At 43.2% G+C, this 19418-nt stretch carries 13 protein-coding genes and 1 other annotated feature; of the genes, 2 read left to right on the top strand and 11 right to left on the bottom strand.

Annotated elements, in window-relative coordinates; translation table 11 throughout:
- Positions 1-27 precede the first annotated feature (27 nt).
- A complete protein-coding gene (locus ACTNDS_RS02645) occupies positions 28-1083 on the top strand; it encodes a serine hydrolase (RefSeq protein ID WP_303242199.1) in 1056 nt (351 codons plus the stop codon).
- A 46-nt stretch (positions 1084-1129) separates the two neighbouring features.
- On the opposite strand, the gene ACTNDS_RS02640 is transcribed toward ACTNDS_RS02645, so the two are convergent.
- The 11 genes from ACTNDS_RS02640 to ACTNDS_RS02590 all read right to left on the bottom strand — a co-directional run bounded on the left by ACTNDS_RS02640 (position 1130) and on the right by ACTNDS_RS02590 (position 18064).
- Positions 1130-2128: a LacI family DNA-binding transcriptional regulator gene (locus ACTNDS_RS02640; protein ID WP_441033373.1), complete on the bottom strand. Its 999-nt coding sequence runs from the start codon at positions 2126-2128 to the stop codon at positions 1130-1132.
- Between the two features lie 165 nt (positions 2129-2293).
- Positions 2294-3799, bottom strand: a complete 1506-nt coding sequence (locus ACTNDS_RS02635; RefSeq protein WP_441033370.1) for a glycoside hydrolase family 32 protein — start codon at positions 3797-3799, stop codon at positions 2294-2296.
- A 278-nt stretch (positions 3800-4077) separates the two neighbouring features.
- Positions 4078-5304: a hypothetical protein gene (locus ACTNDS_RS02630; RefSeq protein WP_441033368.1), complete on the bottom strand. Its 1227-nt coding sequence runs from the start codon at positions 5302-5304 to the stop codon at positions 4078-4080.
- A gap of 6 nt (positions 5305-5310) precedes the next feature.
- On the bottom strand, positions 5311-6132 hold the full coding sequence (locus tag ACTNDS_RS02625; RefSeq protein ID WP_441033366.1) for a PP2C family protein-serine/threonine phosphatase: 822 nt from the start codon (positions 6130-6132) through the stop codon (positions 5311-5313).
- Positions 6116-7828: a serine/threonine-protein kinase gene (locus tag ACTNDS_RS02620; protein ID WP_441033364.1), complete on the bottom strand. Its 1713-nt coding sequence runs from the start codon at positions 7826-7828 to the stop codon at positions 6116-6118. Before ACTNDS_RS02620 ends, ACTNDS_RS02625 begins: the two co-directional genes overlap by 17 nt.
- 222 nt (positions 7829-8050) lie before the next feature.
- Positions 8051-11809, bottom strand: a complete 3759-nt coding sequence (rpoC, locus tag ACTNDS_RS02615) for a DNA-directed RNA polymerase subunit beta' (protein WP_441033361.1) — start codon at positions 11807-11809, stop codon at positions 8051-8053.
- A gap of 17 nt (positions 11810-11826) precedes the next feature.
- On the bottom strand, positions 11827-15693 hold the full coding sequence (rpoB, locus tag ACTNDS_RS02610; RefSeq protein ID WP_441033358.1) for a DNA-directed RNA polymerase subunit beta: 3867 nt from the start codon (positions 15691-15693) through the stop codon (positions 11827-11829).
- Positions 15694-15947: 254 nt separating this feature from the next.
- Positions 15948-16322, bottom strand: coding sequence for a 50S ribosomal protein L7/L12 (gene rplL, locus ACTNDS_RS02605; protein ID WP_019163102.1), 375 nt, complete (start codon positions 16320-16322; stop codon positions 15948-15950).
- 62 nt (positions 16323-16384) lie between these two features.
- The gene (gene rplJ, locus ACTNDS_RS02600) at positions 16385-16894 is read right to left on the bottom strand and encodes a 50S ribosomal protein L10 (protein ID WP_441033355.1); all 510 of its coding nucleotides are present in this window, start codon (positions 16892-16894) and stop codon (positions 16385-16387) included.
- Between the two features lie 40 nt (positions 16895-16934).
- Positions 16935-17070, bottom strand: a sequence feature (ribosomal protein L10 leader region).
- 87 nt (positions 17071-17157) lie between these two features.
- The gene (gene upp, locus ACTNDS_RS02595) at positions 17158-17787 is read right to left on the bottom strand and encodes a uracil phosphoribosyltransferase (protein ID WP_173744065.1); all 630 of its coding nucleotides are present in this window, start codon (positions 17785-17787) and stop codon (positions 17158-17160) included.
- A 94-nt stretch (positions 17788-17881) separates the two neighbouring features.
- Positions 17882-18064 (bottom strand): DUF6472 family protein, encoded by a 183-nt coding sequence (locus ACTNDS_RS02590; RefSeq protein WP_019163105.1) that lies wholly within the window; start codon positions 18062-18064, stop codon positions 17882-17884.
- Between the two features lie 171 nt (positions 18065-18235).
- Between ACTNDS_RS02590 and ACTNDS_RS02585 the strand changes: the two genes are divergently transcribed.
- Positions 18236-19336: an FAD:protein FMN transferase gene (locus ACTNDS_RS02585; RefSeq protein WP_441033352.1), complete on the top strand. Its 1101-nt coding sequence runs from the start codon at positions 18236-18238 to the stop codon at positions 19334-19336.
- Positions 19337-19418 lie beyond the last annotated feature (82 nt).

The raw sequence follows: 19418 nt of genomic DNA, 5'->3' as shown, positions 1-19418 counted from the left end.
GTATACACAACAGAAAGGAATACACTAATGGACGATAATAATCAACCAAAAAAACCCATATTTTTGTATGTAGTCATCATTGTTCTGGTGATTGCGCTGGCAGGTCTGGGAGCTTTGTCTTTCTTCTCTCTCAGTCACCTGGCTTCCCTTCAGAAAAAAGTTCAGACGCTCTCTGATACTGTGACAGAAATATCCGATTCTGCCAATACCCTTATCAGCCAGGCAGACCAGCTGGATCAGCTGAAGGAACAGGAAAAGCAACAGCAGACTACAGAAAATGAAGGCTCCGGCAGCAATGAAAGCTCTGCCGTCAATGAATCCTTTACAGATAACTCTGACAGCAGCATGGACTCCCTTCTCAGTCAGGTTAAGACTCTCCTTCCACAGGATAACGGAACCTGGTCCGTCTATGTATGTAATCTGCTCAAGGATTCCAACGGTGTGATCAATAACACTCCCATGCAGGCTGCCAGCCTGATCAAACTCTACATCATGGGTGCTGTTTATGATAATTACGATGCCATTTCTCAGTCTCACGGAGGTGATACTGTAGACAGCAACATTTCCTCCATGATCACTGTCAGTGATAATGACGCAGCCAATACCCTGGTTAACTGGCTGGGAAATGGTGATAACAGTGCCGGTATGCAGAAGGTAAACGAGTTTTGTCAGAAATATGGCTTCAACGATACGCAGATGAACCGCCTTCTTCTGGCAGACAACTCAAATGGTGACAACTATACCTCTGTCAAAGACTGTGGTATCTTTTTGAAGAAAATCTATCAGATTTCCAAGGGAATTATTGATTCCTCCAGTCTGCCTAATGCAGAAGCTATGTATTATCATCTGAAAATGCAGCAAAGAAAAAACAAGATTCCTGCTGATCTCCCGGAGGGTGTGCAGACTGCCAACAAAACAGGAGAACTGGACACTGTTGAAAATGATGCAGCGATTATTTATGACACAGCCAAGGGTATTGACCTTGTAATATGCTTCATGTCTCAGGATCTTACTGATACCGGTGCAGCCCAGAGCACCATTGCCGCAGATGCACGCGCTATCTACGGATATTATAATGAATAAATGTAAAGAACTTACTTGATTGGACTAAAAGAAGGAGGCACATCCCTTAACGGGTTGTGCCTCCTTCTGCAAATTTAACAGGAAGAATCGTCAATGTCTCAATCTCTTCTCCCTTTATTTTCTTTAGTAAAAGCTCCACGCTCTTTCGCGCCATATCCGGCACCGGCTGTACAATTGTTGATACCAGATATTTTCCACTGTTCATCCACTGTATTCCATCATGTCCCACAAGCTGAACTTCCTCCGGAACTTCAACGCCAAGAAATTGCAGCTGTTCCAGTAAAGCTTTCGCAAGCAGATCTGTGCTGGTATAGATACCATCGTACCTCATTTTTCCGGTCTTTCTTGCAGATATGATAAAATTCATCAATACCTCTTCCACAGAAGTTTTTCCTCTGATCAGATCAAAATCATCTCCCAGATTTAATGTTTCACAGGAGACTCCATGAGCATCACAATAGCTCTTAAATCCTTTTCCCCGCTTCAACGTCTCTCCGGAAATCTCTAACCCATTTCTCATATAAAGCAGATGTCTGCTTCCTGTAGAAATCATTTTCTGTGCAGCAAGTTCTCCTCCATGATAATTATCTGAACTGATACAGCTTACTTTTTTGTGAAAATGTCTGTCCAGAGAGATAAGAGGGATATTTTCCGATACATATGGCTCAACATCCTGATATGTAACACAGATAATGCCATCCACTTTATTCTGCTCTGCCATACGATAATAATATTCTTCCTTCTCAGGCATTCCCTGTGTATTGCATAAGAGCATTTTATAGCCGTTCTTATAAAGTTCCTGCTCAATATAGTAAACCCATTCTGCAAAGAAAGGATTCAGTATCTCAGGTACAATTACCGCTATTGTATAAGTATTCTTTGTCTTCAGACCTCTGGCATAGAAGTTCATCTGATACCCAAGCTTTTTTACAGAATCTTCTACTTTTATTCTGTTTTTCTCACTTACATGCTGTCCGTTCAGCACTTTGGAAACAGTTCCAACAGCCACCCCTGCATCCTGTGCTACATCTTTTATTGTTACCATATACAACTCCTGATATTTTTTACTGTATATCGCTTATAAAACGGACAAGATCATCTACTTCCACTATATGCTCATGAGCGCAGACGCTTCGCGATCTGCGCTCATGTTTCTCATCCGGACAGACTATAGTTGAAACAGGATTCTTACCTGATCCGGTAAAAATCTTTATTTATACAGACACATTTTTTCTGAAACTTTTAAATCTTCTGTTCTGAAAACTTCCCAGTCCATACCCAAAATATTCTCTTCTGCTTCCGCTGCGCCATATACCTTTCCGTTTTCTGCAAATACCTCAATAACTTCCTGATCAAAAATGAAGCTGATTTCCTGTTCTGTTGAGATTCTTTCCCTCATATAATATACATGTGTTTCTGTATCCTCAATACTCAGGATATTGCTATAGAAATCCACTGTCAGTCTCAGCCTTCCTATTGTCAGTCTCCACTCTCCCTTAGTACCTGCTTCCGGAGTCAGAACGATCTTGCATGCCTGGCCCTCAGGAGAGATTGTATTTTTGAGATTATCATACCATCCTGTTTCCAAATTCTCAAGCTCTTTGGCAGGTGCAAAACAGATTTTATAGTCATTGCCTTCTTTTTCAAGGGATAATTCTGTAGGAAGGGACATCAGTCCTCTGTAATTTCCTCTGTCATTCTTCATACGGAGCCATGCCATGCTGATCACCCTGTCATCTACACCACTGAATGTCTGAGCTGCATAGGGCAGAACAGAGCTATACCCGGATTTACGGCATCCGTCAGGTTTAAATTTATACCCGTCAAATTCTCCGGTCATATAGTAACCATCTGCGGACCAGAATACCCATCTCTTTTCCCCTGGCACATTTTTAACTTCCAGTTCAAGAAGATCCGGACACTCCCACATTCCAGGCTCTGAAATTCTCTGGGTTTCCTCCCAGTTCAGCAGATCTGTTGAGCGATAGACAGCAAAATCATATCCGTCCAGGTATAATACCATAATAAATGCTTTGCTTTCTTTATGATAAAAAACCTTAGGATCTCTGTTCTCATTTACAATATGCGGCATACAGAATTTTTCTGATCTCTGAAGAGTTTTTCCTCCATCTGTAGAATACGCCAGTCTCTGGGTGAACAGATTTCCGGCATCCACAGACCACTGATTTCTGCCGCCTGCAGCTGTATAGAAGTACAACAAAGCTCCTTCGCCATAGCCTGTCAGATTATCTTTATCCTGAATTCCGCAGCCGGAGTAAACAGTTCCTGTTTCATCCGGTGCAATAGCCAGTCCTTCCTGTTCCCAGTGATAGAGATCCTTACTCTTTACATGACCCCACTGCATATTTCCCCACATACTTCCATATGGATTCCACTGATAATAGAGATGATAAAATCCATCTGCATAAACCATACCATTAGGGTCATTATGCCATCCTGTTGCAGGTGCAGCATGCAGTTTCGGGCGATAAGGATATACATTATCATAAGGTTTCCCGTAACAGAAAATTCCTTCCAGAAGTTCCTTGTCTGCACCCTCTATCTGCAGATCTTTTCCTAAGAATGCAGAAGCATCCCAGCATCCGTAAAATTCACAATCTGTTTTTCCAAGATGAATATCAATCTCCTGGATTTTTTTCCTTCTATATAAAAATGCAATTTTCTCTCCGGTGCATTCTTGCTTACCGGGAGCCAAATATACGGTTTTCCAACGTTTAATATCATTTTGTATCCTCCATTTAGCTGTTCCGTTCAAAATCTGAAACGATTCATTGTCAAGTAAAAAAGGCACATTTTTACTTTTCTGATATGTTTCACAATTTGTCTATATGATTTTTAGTTATTATGCATAATTCAAGAATGCCATCGGCATTTTTCTGCGAAATGTACATCATACATCCCATGACATATTTCTATGCTGAACAGCTTTTCTCAGTATCTATTGCTCGAAGCATCTTAAAAAAAGGGAGCGGCTCAACTCTCGGCCTCTCCCTCCTCATAAGACTTTTCCCAGATCTCCGCAAATACTGCCAGTGGGCAGTCTGTGAGGAGACACATAAGAAGAAAACATTCATATGGATTTACAATATAGATCTCACCCATTCCGCATCTGAGCAGAATGCTCTGAATCTCATCAAGGAAATGCTTATATCTGTTAAAAGGATCATCATCCTCCATTTCCTGAGATACGATAAAAAACTCTAAGGTAATCAAATCAAATCGTTCCACCGGCAATTTATGGCTGAGGATATTCGTAATCCTCTGCCTGCTAAATCGCTTCTGGCTGAAATGTCTGGCCAGAATAGAAGCAGACATCTTTTTCAGATTCCCCATTTTATTGATGGGAATCCCACTACAGATCACCTTTTCCACATCAGAAGGAGTAATTTTCTCCGCTGTCCACACTTTATCCCCTTTTTTCTCCTCCTCATCATGCTGATATAATCCTGCAATGATCTGTTTTGCATGATAAAGCAGCCTGCTGAATTCCTGAAAGGCCTGGCTCCTCTCGGACATGGGATCATCTCTCTTGGCTTTCAGATGGGCCAGATAATCTAGCAGCTTCTCCTCCGTATCCAGGCACAGATTACCACTGCAGAGCACCTGGGAATTCTCCATAGCCACAGGCTGTAGCCCCGCATATTTCTTTTTCAACTCTTCTGCACTGCGGTATCCCTGCTGAGTACTGTAACAGTACCAGTAGATTACCTCATCCGGATTATGAAAGTCAAAATCCTGCTCTCGTAGTACCCTGGTCAGGAAATCTGACACATCCTCAGCAGTCATCCGAAGTCCAAATCCAAGAAGAAATACCGTTTCTCGCTTTACAGAAGCCTGATTCAGCCAATTATTTACCAGCGCAGACAACTTGGTAGTAGTAGGATTCATGGACTTGGGAGTAAAAGTTTCTTTAAAAGAGTCCAGTATAATATCTCTGTATACCTCCTGAGGTACCTCGGAAAAAGGTTCTTCCAGTTCTGCCCTCTCATAGATGTACCGTTTCAAATGGTCACCAAAGGAAACCAGCTCCATCTCCTTGTACAGATAATGGAAAATCACATCCGCATCCTCATCTTCAAAGCTGTCCAGACTCACTACCTGTCGAAAACGCTGGGCCGCTCTTCTGGTAAATTCATAATCCTGCACCTTGTCAAATGCTACTGTCTGTTCAAAATCCAGATCCTGCATACGATTCTTCATGCTGTCTCACCCCTCATTTTTCTCTTTTATGCTTTTTAGCCACGCCTTGAATTTACCCTTCAACTCCTGCTTCTGGACTTCACAGAGTATAATTGTTGCATTATCTCTTCCTCCCTTTTGGAGAGCCCGGTCCAAAAGAAGCTCCACCGTCTCCCTAAGGCTGTTTTTCCGTGAAAGGATATCCGCAATCTCTCCATCAGAAAGCATGTCCGTCACTCCGTCAGAACACAAGAGATATCGGTTTCCCTCTTTGTGCTCTATTTCCAGAACTGCCGGCTCCAGCTTCTGCTGCTCCTCTGGTACACCCAGATATTGAGTCAGAGGTGCTTTTCCAAGCCCCGATTTTCCCAAAATATGATCTGTTGATACCTGGCGAAAGCTTTTCTCATCAGAAAAATAAATCCTGCTGTCTCCCAGATTACACACAAACATAGATTCCGGTGTAAATAAAGTCATTGCCAGGGTAGTACCCATACTCTGTATGTGATTTTCTGCTGCATATCTGCATACTGCCTGATTCATACTCTCACATACGCCATCAATAAATAACTCTGGTATATCGCGCAAAGTCCGCCTGTTGGCACGATAATATCTTCCGAATTCGTCAGAAGCCAGGAATGCCGCCATCTCTCCGCAGCTTTCTCCGCCCATACCGTCAAATACAGCCATTGCCGGTGTCTTCAGGCCGGAGACGATCTGGGAATGTACTCCCTCCATACCCTGGTTATCTGCCGGGAGCGATTCTCCGCAGCACCAAAGATTATCCTCATTGTTTGCACGAACCCTGCCCATATGGCAGGTATATGCATACTCAATCTGATACATCATCGTCTGTTTTCGTTCCCTCTCCCTTCAACGCTTTCAGTGAATTCTTCCAATACTTCTCTCCTCTTGCTGTATATTCCTCGTTATCTGTCTCGTTGTCATGAGCCTTTCCATCAGAATCAATCCAACGAATGAGCTTTCCATCATCATAATAATAGTACTCAGAAGTCTCGTCATACCATATATATGCAAAAAACAGCTTTTCGCCCCAGTAAAAATACTCTTCGTATTTTCCCTCAGCTGACTGAGCCGGGTACACCAGTGCTTTCATACATTCACTTTCTATCTCTACATCTCCATCATCATTCTGAGTAGTAGATATCCGTCGCAGATATCGAAGTACTGTTCCCTCCGATCCTACCCAGTCATAGGAATTCAGGTTATCCGTGATCGTTGTTGCCTGATCCTTGATCGTAGCTAAGGCAGTATTAAAACTCTTTGAATTGTTATCAGAAGAACTGTTTTTATCAGTATCCAGCACAGACACTCCACTGTTTCCGGAATTGTCTCCCGTACTGTCTCTGTTAAATTTTATATATACTCCTGCCAGGATAAGAACTGCCAGAAGTACAGCAGTGACCACCAGTCCCCTGCGAAATCTCTGTTCTCTTTTACGGCGGCGGCGTCTTGCTGCTGTTGCCCTGGCTGACTGTATAGAGCTCTGAAGCTCTGCATCTCTGTCAGTTTCTTTTACTGCCATTTTCTGTACTACAGCTTTCTGTGCTGCCTGCCTGTCTTCAGCGGTTGCCACATTTACTGTGCCAACAGACTGGAGGTTACAAATCCGTCCATTCTTCAGGTCATCCAGAGCCCGGTAAAATTCCTCCGGTGTCTGGTAACGTTCATCAGGGTCAAATGCACAGGCCTTCAGAATAATCTGTCCAAAAAGCTTTCCGGCTTCTGCAGGGGGATCCATCTGCTCTCCTGACATTCTTTTATTCAGAGCATTTTCCTTATCCCGGTAAGTAATAAACTGCTTCTCCAGATTCATAAACGGAAGCCGGTTGTGATTCATAAGCTTATAGAGCACGATCCCCAAAGAATAAATATCTACTCTGCTGTCATATTTTTCTCCCTTATACATTTCCGGAGCCATGTAAGAATAGGTTCCCTTTTTAGAAAATCCACTCATAGTCCGCTCCAGTTCACGGGCAATTCCAAAATCTCCCAGCTTAAAATCTCCAAATCTGGATACAAAAATATTCTCAGGCTTTACATCTCTGTGAATGATATGAAGCTTTCTGCAATATCCCAGAGCCTTGCTTAAATCCAGCCCCATCTGGATTACCTCTTTTTCCTGCAGTTGCTTCTCTGCACAGTAGTCCAGAAAACTTGTAAGATACTCCATGCGGATGGAAATTTCCCAACCAATGGCATCCAGGTATTCCATCACTTTAAAATCCTCTACAGAAACAATGTAAGAATTTCCCCTGAAATACTCCATAGTACCAATTTCCTGGATGCACTCCTCAACCAGATTCTGGAAATACTCTCTGGCTGCCTGGTCATTTCCAGTCTCGGAACGCACACTGTTCAGCTCACTCTGACTGCCTGGAATATTGATGATTTTAATAGCAGAATAAAAAGACTTGCCTCTCTCTGTACGTTGAGCCTTATATACCTGTCCAAAAGACCCTTCTCCAATCTTCTCAACTATCTTCCACTCCGGCCATGCGGAAACCGGAAGTTCCTTATCCATACTGCACCTCCTTTACTCTGATCATTTGCATTTATTGGTTTTTGTTTTTTATTATAACAGATAAATCAGACTTTTTTGTATTTTTATCTTTAACCAAATCAAAAAAAGAGTTACCTCACAGGACATTATACCCTATGAGATAACTCCTCCATTCATGAATCATCCCTGTTTATATCATGCGCAACTGTTCAATTGCTTCACAGTTTGCGTATTACCCAATGATTATTCATTATCCTCAGATTCATCTGCATCTTCAGATTCATCTGTATCTTCAAATTCCTCTTCAGAAGCTTCCTCATCCAGGTCTCCATCCTCAGAAAAATCTTCATCCATTGTGATCAGCTCATCATCTGTCTGATTCTCATCTGAAGCCTCTTCCTCTGTCTGTTCCTCTTCGATTTCCACTTCTGGTTCCGGCTCCGGCATTGTAGAATTCAGTCGTACTTCACTGTAACGCTTCATACCTGTACCTGCAGGAATCAGTTTACCAATGATTACGTTCTCTTTCAGACCGATCAATGGGTCAACCTTACCCTTGATTGCGGCTTCAGTCAGTACCTTCGTTGTTTCCTGGAAGGAAGCAGCTGACAGGAAGGAATTGGTAGCAAGAGACGCTTTGGTAATACCAAGCATAACCTGTTTTCCATCTGCAGGACGTTTGCCTTCTTTTTTCATCTGCTCATTAACATCCTCATATTCAAGGAAGTCAACCAGTGTTCCAGGAAGGAATTCTGTATCTCCGTTGTCCTCAATGCGGATCTTCTTCAGCATCTGGCGAACAATAACCTCGATATGCTTATCGCTGATCTCAACACCCTGGAGACGGTATACACGCTGTACTTCACGGATCATGTAATCCTGAACTGCACGGACACCCTTGATTCTCAGGATATCATGTGGATTTACGCTACCTTCTGTAAGCTCGTCACCAGCTTCAAGCATCTGTCCGTCTGTGATCTTGATACGGGATCCGTATGGGATAAGGTAAGTCTTGGATTCACCTGACTCCGGATCTGTAACAATAACTTCACGCTTCTTCTTGGTGTCATTAAGAACAGCAACACCAGGAATTTCTGTGATAATGGCAAGACCTTTTGGCTTTCTTGCCTCAAAAAGCTCCTCAACACGGGGAAGACCCTGTGTGATATCTCCACCGGCAACACCACCACTGTGGAAGGTACGCATGGTAAGCTGTGTACCAGGCTCACCGATAGACTGAGCAGCGATAATACCGACAGATTCACCAACCTGAACAGCTTCACCTGTTGCAAGGTTCGCACCGTAACATTTTGCACAAATACCAACTTTACATTTACATGTAAGGATTGTACGGATCTTAACTTTCTCGATAGATCCGCCTGTCTGGTTGTCCACGCCCTCTTTCATAATGCGGGCAGCACGTTTTGGTGTGATCATATGGTTGGCTTTTACAATAACTTCGCCGTCTTTATTCTTAATTGTCTCACAGGAGAAACGACCTGTGATACGTTCCTGAAGTCCTTCAATCTCTTCTTTACCATCTGCGAAACCTTCTACATACATACCTGAGATTTCATCTCTGTTTTCGCAGCAGTCTGTCTCACGTACAATCAGATCCTGAGAAACGTCAACCATACGTCTTGTCAGGTATCCTGAATCGGCTGTACGAAGAGCTGTATCGGACATACCTTTACGTGCTCCATGGGCAGACATAAAGTATTCCAGTACATCAAGACCTTCACGGAAGTTTGACTTGATAGGCAGCTCGATGGTGTGACCGGTTGTATCGGCCATCAGTCCTCGCATACCTGCAAGCTGTTTGATCTGTTTATCGGAACCACGGGCACCGGAGTCAGCCATCATAAAGATGTTGTTGTACTTATCCAGACCGGACAGCAGAGCATGTGTAAGCTCATCATCAGTCTTTTTCCATGTATCAACAACTTCTTTGTAACGCTCTTCCTCTGTGATAAGACCACGTTTGTAGTTCTTTGTAATAAGGTCAACAGTATCCTGTGCCTTCTGGATCATTTCCGGTTTCTGAGGCGGAACGGTCATATCGGCAATGGCAACGGTCATGGCTGCACGTGTAGAATACTTGTAACCTGTAGCTTTGATCGCATCAAGAACCTCAGCAGTCTTTGTAGCACCGTGAGTATTGATAACTTTTTCAAGAATCTGTTTCAGCTGTTTCTTAGCTACCAGGAAGTCAACCTCAAGGAGAAGTTCATTTCCCGGAACACTTCTGTCTACGAAACCAAGATCCTGAGGAAGGATTTCGTTGAACAGGAAACGTCCAAGTGTAGATTCTACTGTACCGGTCAGAACAGTTCCGTCCGGCATTGTCTTGCTGCAGCGCACATGGATTCTGGACTGCAGTGTGATTACTTTATTCTCATAGGCAAGGATTGCTTCGTTTATACTCTTGAAGTATTTACCTTCACCCTTGTTTCCAGGTCTTTCCTGAGTCAGATAGTAGATACCAAGTACCATATCCTGTGAAGGAACGGCTACAGGACCACCATCAGAAGGTTTCAGCAGGTTGTTCGGTGATAACAGAAGGAAACGGCACTCTGCCTGAGCTTCCTGTGAAAGCGGAAGATGTACGGCCATCTGGTCACCATCGAAGTCAGCGTTGAACGCAGTACAAACCAGCGGATGCAGTTTGATTGCTTTACCTTCTACAAGGATTGGTTCGAATGCCTGGATACCAAGACGATGCAGTGTAGGTGCACGGTTCAGCATAACCGGATGTTCTTTGATAACATCTTCCAGAACATCCCATACAGCAGGCTCCAGCTTCTCAACCATTTTTTTGGCGTTCTTAATATTGTGTGAAGTTCCGTTGGCAACAAGCTCTTTCATAACGAAAGGTTTGAACAGCTCAATGGCCATTTCTTTCGGAAGACCACACTGGTAGATCTTAAGTTCCGGTCCTACAACGATAACGGAACGTCCGGAATAGTCAACTCGTTTACCCAGAAGGTTCTGACGGAAACGTCCGGATTTACCTTTCAGCATATCGGAAAGAGACTTCAGAGCTCTGTTTCCAGGACCTGTTACAGGACGGCCGCGACGGCCGTTGTCGATCAGGGCATCTACTGCTTCCTGAAGCATACGTTTCTCGTTACGGACGATAATGTCCGGTGCGCCTAATTCCAGAAGTCTCTTCAGACGGTTATTACGGTTGATGATTCTTCTGTAAAGATCATTTAAGTCAGATGTAGCAAAACGTCCACCATCCAGCTGAACCATAGGACGCAGATCCGGCGGGATTACAGGGATCACTGTCATGATCATCCACTCAGGACGGTTTCCTGATTCACGGAAGGATTCTACAACCTCAAGACGTTTGATGATTCTGGCACGTTTCTGGCCTGTAGCATCCTTTAATTCAGTTTTCAGTTCTGCAGAATCTTTTTCAAGATCAATTGCTTCCAGAAGCTCTTTGATAGATTCAGCGCCCATACCTACACGGAAATTGTTTCCGAAGGATTCACGGGCATCCTGGTATTCGCGCTCTGTAAGCACCTGTTTGTACTGGAGTCCGGAGTCAGCCGGATCCAGTACGATATAATTTGCAAAGTAAAGGACTTTCTCCAGAGTTCTCGGAGAAATGTCAAGGATCAGACCCATACGGGACGGAATTCCTTTGAAATACCAGATATGGGATACCGGAGCAGCCAGCTCGATATGACCCATACGCTCTCTACGAACAGAAGATTTTGTAACCTCTACACCACATCTGTCGCAGACAACGCCTTTATAACGAATCTTTTTATACTTTCCACAGTGGCACTCCCAGTCCTTACTCGGTCCAAAGATCCTTTCGCAGAAAAGTCCGTCTTTCTCCGGCTTTAAGGTACGGTAGTTAATGGTCTCAGGTTTTAAAACCTCGCCTCTTGACCACTCTCTGATTTTCTCAGGGGACGCCAGTCCGATCTTGATGGCATCGAAAGTCATTGGCTGATATGTTTCATTGGCGTTAGTTGTTTCTGCCATGTATACTTTCCCCTTTCTTACTCTTCGTCATCATCTTCAAAAGCTTCGTCCAGCTCTATGAAGTCATCATCCACATCTTCTTCATCTTCGTCGATGTCAACCAGCTCTTCACCGTCAAACTCCTGCTTTGTATAGCCATGTTTGCCGTAGTCTTCTTCTCTGTCGTGATGTCTTCTTGACTCTCCCTCAATAACAGAGCGAAGATCTGTATCGCCATAATCTACAGATTCCAGAAGATGTACTTCTGTATTGTCATCCTTGAGCACCTTCACATCCAGACCAAGAGACTGAAGCTCTTTTAAGAGAACCTTGAAGGATTCCGGAATACCCGGCTCAGGAATATTGTCACCTTTGATAATTGCTTCGTATGTCTTAACACGACCAACAACATCATCAGATTTCACTGTCAGGATCTCCTGCAGTGTATAGGATGCACCATAAGCCTCCAGTGCCCAAACCTCCATCTCACCGAAACGCTGTCCACCGAACTGAGCTTTACCACCCAGTGGCTGCTGTGTTACCAGAGAGTATGGACCAGTAGAACGTGCATGGATCTTATCATCAACCAGGTGATGCAGTTTCAGATAGTGCATGTGACCGATAGTTACAGGGCTGTCAAAATACTCGCCTGTACGTCCGTCACGAAGACGCACTTTACCGTCTCTGGAGATCGGAACACCCTTCCACAGTGCTCTGTGGGCTTTGTTCTCATCCAGATACTGCATTACATCCGGTGCTAAAATATCTTTATATTTCTCACGGAACTCTTCAAAGTCTTCTGTGTTTACATAGTCATTTGCAAGTTCCAGTGTATCCTGGATATCATTCTCGTTTGCACCCTGGAAAATAGGAGTTGCAACATTAAATCCAAGTGCTTTCGCAGCAAGGCTTAAGTGGATCTCCAGCACCTGTCCGATATTCATTCGGGAAGGCACACCCAGAGGATTCAGCACGATATCAAGAGGACGTCCATTGGGAAGGAATGGCATATCTTCTACAGGAAGTACCCGGGAAACAACACCCTTGTTACCGTGACGTCCGGCCATTTTATCACCAACGGAGATCTTTCTCTTCTGTGCGATGTAGATACGTACGGACTGGTTTACACCAGGTGACATCTCATCGCCATTCTCTCTTGTAAATACCTTGGCATCTACGATAATACCGTATTCACCGTGAGGTACTTTCAGAGAAGTATCACGTACTTCACGTGCTTTCTCACCAAAGATTGCACGGAGAAGTCTCTCTTCTGCTGTAAGCTCTGTCTCTCCCTTAGGAGTAACTTTACCAACAAGGATATCACCGGCACGTACTTCCGCACCGATACGGATAATACCACGCTCATCCAGATCCTTCAGTGCTTCATCTCCTACACCAGGAACATCACGTGTGATCTCTTCCGGTCCCAGCTTGGTATCACGGGCTTCACATTCATATTCTTCCATATGGATAGATGTATAAACATCATCCATAACCAGTCTTTCGCTCAGAAGTACAGCATCCTCGTAGTTGTAACCTTCCCAGGTCATGAATCCAATCAGGGGGTTCTTACCAAGGGCAAGCTCGCCATTGCAGGTAGAAGGACCATCTGCAATAACCTGTCCTGCCTCTACATGCTCTCCCTGGAACACGATTGGCTTCTGGTTGTAACAGTTACTCTGGTTACTTCTCAGGAATTTTGTCAGATGATAATCATCCTTTGTACCATCATCATTCTTGATGCTGATATCTGTAGAGGTAGAACGAAGTACAGTACCTGATTTCTTCGCAACTACACAGACACCGGAGTCAACCGCTGTCTTTACTTCCATACCTGTACCAACCACAGGAGCTTCTGTTGTCAGAAGCGGCACAGCCTGACGCTGCATGTTTGATCCCATCAGCGCACGGTTAGCATCGTCGTTCTGCAGGAACGGAATCAGGGCAGTAGCAACGGAGAATACCATACGAGGAGATACGTCCATGTAATCAAACATATGACGCTCATACTCCTGAGTCTCTTCACGGAAACGACCGGATACATTCTTGTGAACGAAATGTCCTTCTTCATCCAGAGGCTCGTTGGCCTGTGCTACATGATAATTATCCTCTTCATCTGCAGTCATATATACAACCTCGTCTGTTACACGAGGATTCTTAGGATCTGTCTTGTCGATCTTACGGTAAGGTGCTTCGATAAATCCGTACTGATTGATTCTCGCATAAGATGCAAGGGAGTTGATCAGACCGATGTTAGGACCTTCAGGAGTCTCGATCGGGCACATTCTTCCGTAATGAGAATAATGGACATCTCGAACCTCGAATCCGGCTCTGTCTCGTGACAGACCACCAGGTCCCAGGGCTGACAGACGTCTCTTGTGGGTCAGCTCACCCAGAGGGTTATTCTGATCCATGAACTGTGACAGCTGGGAAGAACCGAAGAACTCCTTCACTGCTGCAGTTACAGGTTTAATATTGATCAGGGACTGAGCAGAAATGCTCTCAGTGTCCTGAGTTGTCATTCTCTCACGAACCACACGTTCCAGTCTGGAAAGACCGATTCTGTACTGGTTCTGAAGCAGCTCACCTACCGCACGGATACGACGGTTACCCAGATGATCGATATCATCTGCATTTCCAAGGCCATATTCCAGATGCATATTATAGTTAATAGAAGCAAAAATATCTTCCTTTGTAATATGCTTCGGAATCAGATCATGGATATCTCTGTAAACTGCTGCGATTCTGTCTTCTAATGTATCATTTTCTTCCAGAATAGTCTTCAATACAGGATAGTATACTAATTCTGTAACCCCAAGCTTCTTAGGATCTTCGATCTCCGGAAGGAAATGACGGATATCAACCATTAAGTTGGAAAGGACTTTGATTCTGCGGTCTTCTTCGCCCAGAATCCATACAAAAGGAACAGCACTGTTCTGGATCACATTTGCCAGTTCCTTGGTAACTACTGCGCCCTCTTCTGCCAGGATTTCTCCTGTGGATGGGTCTACAACTTCCTCTGCCAGCTTATGGCCCACAATTCTTCTGTTAAGATGAAGCTTCTTATTAAATTTATAACGTCCAACATGAGCAAGATCATATCTTCTCGGATCAAAGAACATAGCATTGATCAGGCTCTCTGCACTCTCTACAGCAAGCGGTTCACCCGGGCGGATTTTCTTGTATAATTCAAGAAGACCTTCCTGATAATTAGTAGATGTATCCTTGGTAAAGCTTGCCAGGATCTTTGGCTCTTCACCAAAAAGCTCTGTGATCTCAGCATTGCTTCCCACACCCAGTGCACGGATCAGAACTGTAATCGGAACTTTACGGGTTCTGTCTACACGAACATAAAATACATCATTGGAATCTGTTTCATATTCCAGCCATGCTCCTCTGTTAGGAATAACAGTACTGGAGAACAGTCTCTTACCCAGCTTATCATGTGCGATGGCATAATAGATTCCAGGGGAACGTACTAACTGGCTGACAATTACACGCTCTGCACCATTGATGACAAAGGTACCGGTAACTGTCATAATAGGTAAATCTCCCATGAAAATCTCGTGTTCGTTGATCTCCCCTGTTTCTTTGTTAATCAGTCTCACTCGAACCTTCAAAGGTGCGGCATAAGTTGCGTCACGTTCTTTACACTGCTCGATGGTATATTTCGCATCCTTCTCGTCAAATGTAAAGCCGATGAATTCCAGACTGAGCTTTCCGCCGTAATCTGCGATCGGAGAAATGTCATCAAAGACTTCTTTCAGTCCTTCATCAAGAAACCATTTATAAGAATCTCTCTGGACTTCGATCAGGTTCGGCATTTCCAGGACTTCTTCTTGCCTCTGGAAGCTCATACGCATGCTTTTTCCAGTTTTTACAGAACGAATTCTGTTTTTTTCCATTGACGTTTCACCCCTGTTTTTTCTTTATATTTATTATAACATGACCCTTACTGTCAAAAGACAATAGGCATATCTTGCCATAATATAGCATTCTTCACTATAGCACAACAAGATACGCCTGTCAATCATTTTTTTCAAATATTTTATTATATTTTCCGGCTGTCTGTGTGCCTGCATCGCACAGACAGCCGCAGAGCAAAAATGCAGGAATGTCGAAACATTCCTGCATAAAATTCTTTTTATAAAGAAGATAATTATTTAAGGTTAACCTTAGCACCTTCTGCTTCAAGTTTTGTTTTGATATCTTCAGCTTCTGCTTTGGATGCGCCTTCTTTAACAACCTTAGGAGCTCCGTCAACCATTTCTTTAGCTTCTTTCAGACCTAAGCCAGTTACTTCACGAACAACTTTGATAACTTTAACTTTGTTTGGTCCAACTTCTGCAAGTTCTACGTCGAATTCATCTTTTTCTTCAGCTGCTTCTCCAGCTGCTCCAGCTGCTGCTACTACAACACCTGCTGCTGCGGATACACCGAACTCTTCTTCACAAGCTTTTACTAAATCATTTAATTCTAATACAGATAATTCTTTGATTGCTGCAATAAATTCTTCTGTTGTTAATTTTGCCATTTTAAATTCCCTCCATATAATATATTTTATTATTCGTTATTTTTTGTCCTGTTATTTCAGGATTATTCAGCTGCTGCTGCGTCAGCACCACCGTTTTTCTCAGCGATCTGATTAAGCACACGAGCAAAGTTGGTAATAGGAGACTGGATGCTTCCAAGCAGTTTTCCGAGAAGTTCTTCTCTGGAAGGAATGCCTGCCAGCGCCTGAATACCTGCCTGATCGTTATAGTTACCTTCAACGATACCTGCTACCAGCTCTAAAGCCGGGTTTTTCTTAGCGAATTTATCAAGGATTCTTGCAGGAGCAGTAGCGTCATTAGCAGAGATTGCCAGAGCGTTTGTTCCATGTAAGTGCTGGATCAGTTCTTCACACTGAGTACCTTCGAATGCACGATGCATCATTGTGTTTTTGTAAACCTTGTACTGTACACCAGCTTCTCTTAATTCCTTACGTAAAGCAGTATCCTGTTCAACTGTAAGACCGCTGTAGTTAACAAGTACTACAGATTCTGCCTCTTTCACGTTGCTGATAATTTCGTCTACGATTGGTTGTTTAAGTTCTACTTTTGCCATGAAATGGTACACCTCCTTATAGATTTTGTATACCGCTGCAATGAGTAAAGAAAAAGCCTTACTGCATGACAGTAAGGCTTGTGTAATCTCCATAAAAGAATACTTAGTCCTCGGTAGGCGGTTACATCCTTATGCCTTTCGGCACCTACTGTCTTCGGCAGCGTTCTGATATAAGATAGCATACGAAATTTGAGTTGTCAATAATTTTTTACACTTTTTTCAATAGTTTTTTATAGCTTCCTTATTAGAAAGATGCATCTCCCTTACATTGTTCCGAAAATGCGGTCACCGGCATCGCCAAGACCCGGGCAGATATAGGCATGGTCATTTAACTCACGGTCAAGGTGGCCACAGTAGATCTGGACATCCGGATGTGCTTCGTGAAGGCGTTTCAGTCCCTCAGGAGCTGCTATGATACACATGAATTTGATGTTTTTTCCGCCCTGTTTTTTCACAAAGTCAACGGCTGCTTCTGCAGAGCCTCCGGTTGCAAGCATTGGGTCTACAATAACTGCAATTCGTTCATCAATGGATTCCGGAAGCTTGCAGTAGTATTCGTGAGGTTCATGTGTTACAGGATCGCGGTAAAGTCCTACGTGTCCAACCTTTGCAGACGGTACAAGTGTAAGGATGCTGTTTACCATTCCCAGACCAGCGCGGAGTACAGGGATCACTGCCAGCTTCTTTCCTGAGATCATGGGTGTCATACAGGTTTCAATCGGTGTTTCAATCTGCACATCTTCCACAGGAAGATCACGAAGAGCTTCATATCCCATAAGAATGCCGATCTCTTCTACTAATTTACGGAATTCATTTGTTCCTGTTCCTTTATTTCTCAGCATGGAGATTTTATGCTGGATCAGCGGATGATCCATAATATAAACGTTTTCCATTATCCTATTTCCTCTCTTGGTGGTATCCTATTTATTTTCTGTTCTCCTATTATAATGCATGGCATCGTTTTACAAAAGGGGGATTTTCATTATTTTACATTTGTTTACGTACGATACGATATTCATCACCCATCTTAAAATATGGACATTGATGGAAATTCCCTGTAATGAATTTCACCATCTCATCCTCGTCCAGATTGACTTCACAGGTGTAGCATTCATAATCATCATCATAACTGTAATTTACACAGTATTCGCAGTTTACTGCATTGGACATAGCCAGAATCTCCTTTCTCAAAAGATACTTTTGCAACTTTTGTCATTTCTGATATACTTATAGTAGCAATTTCTATTCAACCAAATCAAAGAAATCCCTTGCTTCAATTGTGAAAAACAATAAGTAACAGGTGAGGCTTGCTTTTATCTGCTATAAAACGAGGTTACATTTATGTCATTATATCATATATCTGCAAAAAAATTTATAAAATGCTGTGTTTTTTCAATGTTCACAGCGTCTCTTATATTATGTCAGGCTGTTTTGTCCGGATGTTCGACACAGACAAAAAGCGGGGAAAATACAGCTGCGGATTCCCAGGAGCCCATCTCTTCCACTGCAATCAAACTGAATACCGCAGTTACAGTTACTATTTATGATTCCAAGGACAGAGACCTGCTCACCGAATGTATGAATCTGTGTGACAAATATGAAAAAGTATTCAGCCGTACTTCTGCTGACAGTGAATTATATAAATTAAATCACCGAAAGCTTACACCTGTGGAGGGAACGGAGGATACTTATCAGGTGTCAGATGATCTGGCGGAGCTGATTTCTGAGGGGCTTGATTATTCTGAATTGTCCAAAGGAGCTTTTGATATTGCCATTGAACCGCTGACCTCTCTGTGGGATTTCACTGCCGAAGATCCCCAGGTACCGAAGGACAGTCTGATTCAGGCAGCATTACCCAAATGTGATTATCACAATATTTCTGTTGATAAAGATAAAAATGAGATTACATTGAAAACAGACGATACTGCAATTGAGCTTGGTGCCATTGCCAAGGGTTATATTGCAGACCGTCTGAAGGATTATCTGGTTTCTCAGAATGTAAAAAGTGCAATCATCAATCTTGGCGGAAATGTTCTCTGCATTGGCGAAAAGCCGGACAATTCTGCTTTTAAGATTGGAATTCAGAAGCCGTTTGCAGACCGCAGTGAGACCATTGCTGTTATGGATATCAGAGATAAGTCCGTGGTTTCTTCCGGAATTTATGAGAGATGCTTTGAACAGGATAGCACATTATATCATCACCTGCTCAATCCCAAAACCGGCTATCCCTATGACAATGGATTGATCGCAGTTACTATTATTTCTGACCAGTCTGTAGACGGGGATGCACTGAGTACCACCTGCTTTGCCCTGGGTCTGGAGGACGGAGTGAAGCTGGCTGAATCCCTGGATGATGTACAGGCATTTTTTGTAACTTCTGATTATGAGATTCACTATACCAAAGACTTCCGGAAAAAAATTAAGGTTACGGAAACGGAATAGAAAATCATCATCACGAAGCGAATAAAGCCAGGGGAACAAATGTTCAAATAGTTCTTGCATTATCGAACATTAGTTTGTATAA

Source organism: Blautia sp. HCP3S3_C12 (assembly GCF_052064155.1).
Classification (GTDB): Bacteria; Bacillota; Clostridia; order Lachnospirales; family Lachnospiraceae; genus Blautia_A.
The sequence above is the reverse complement of the archived record's forward strand: the minus strand, read 5'-3'. Positions and strand labels throughout refer to the sequence as shown.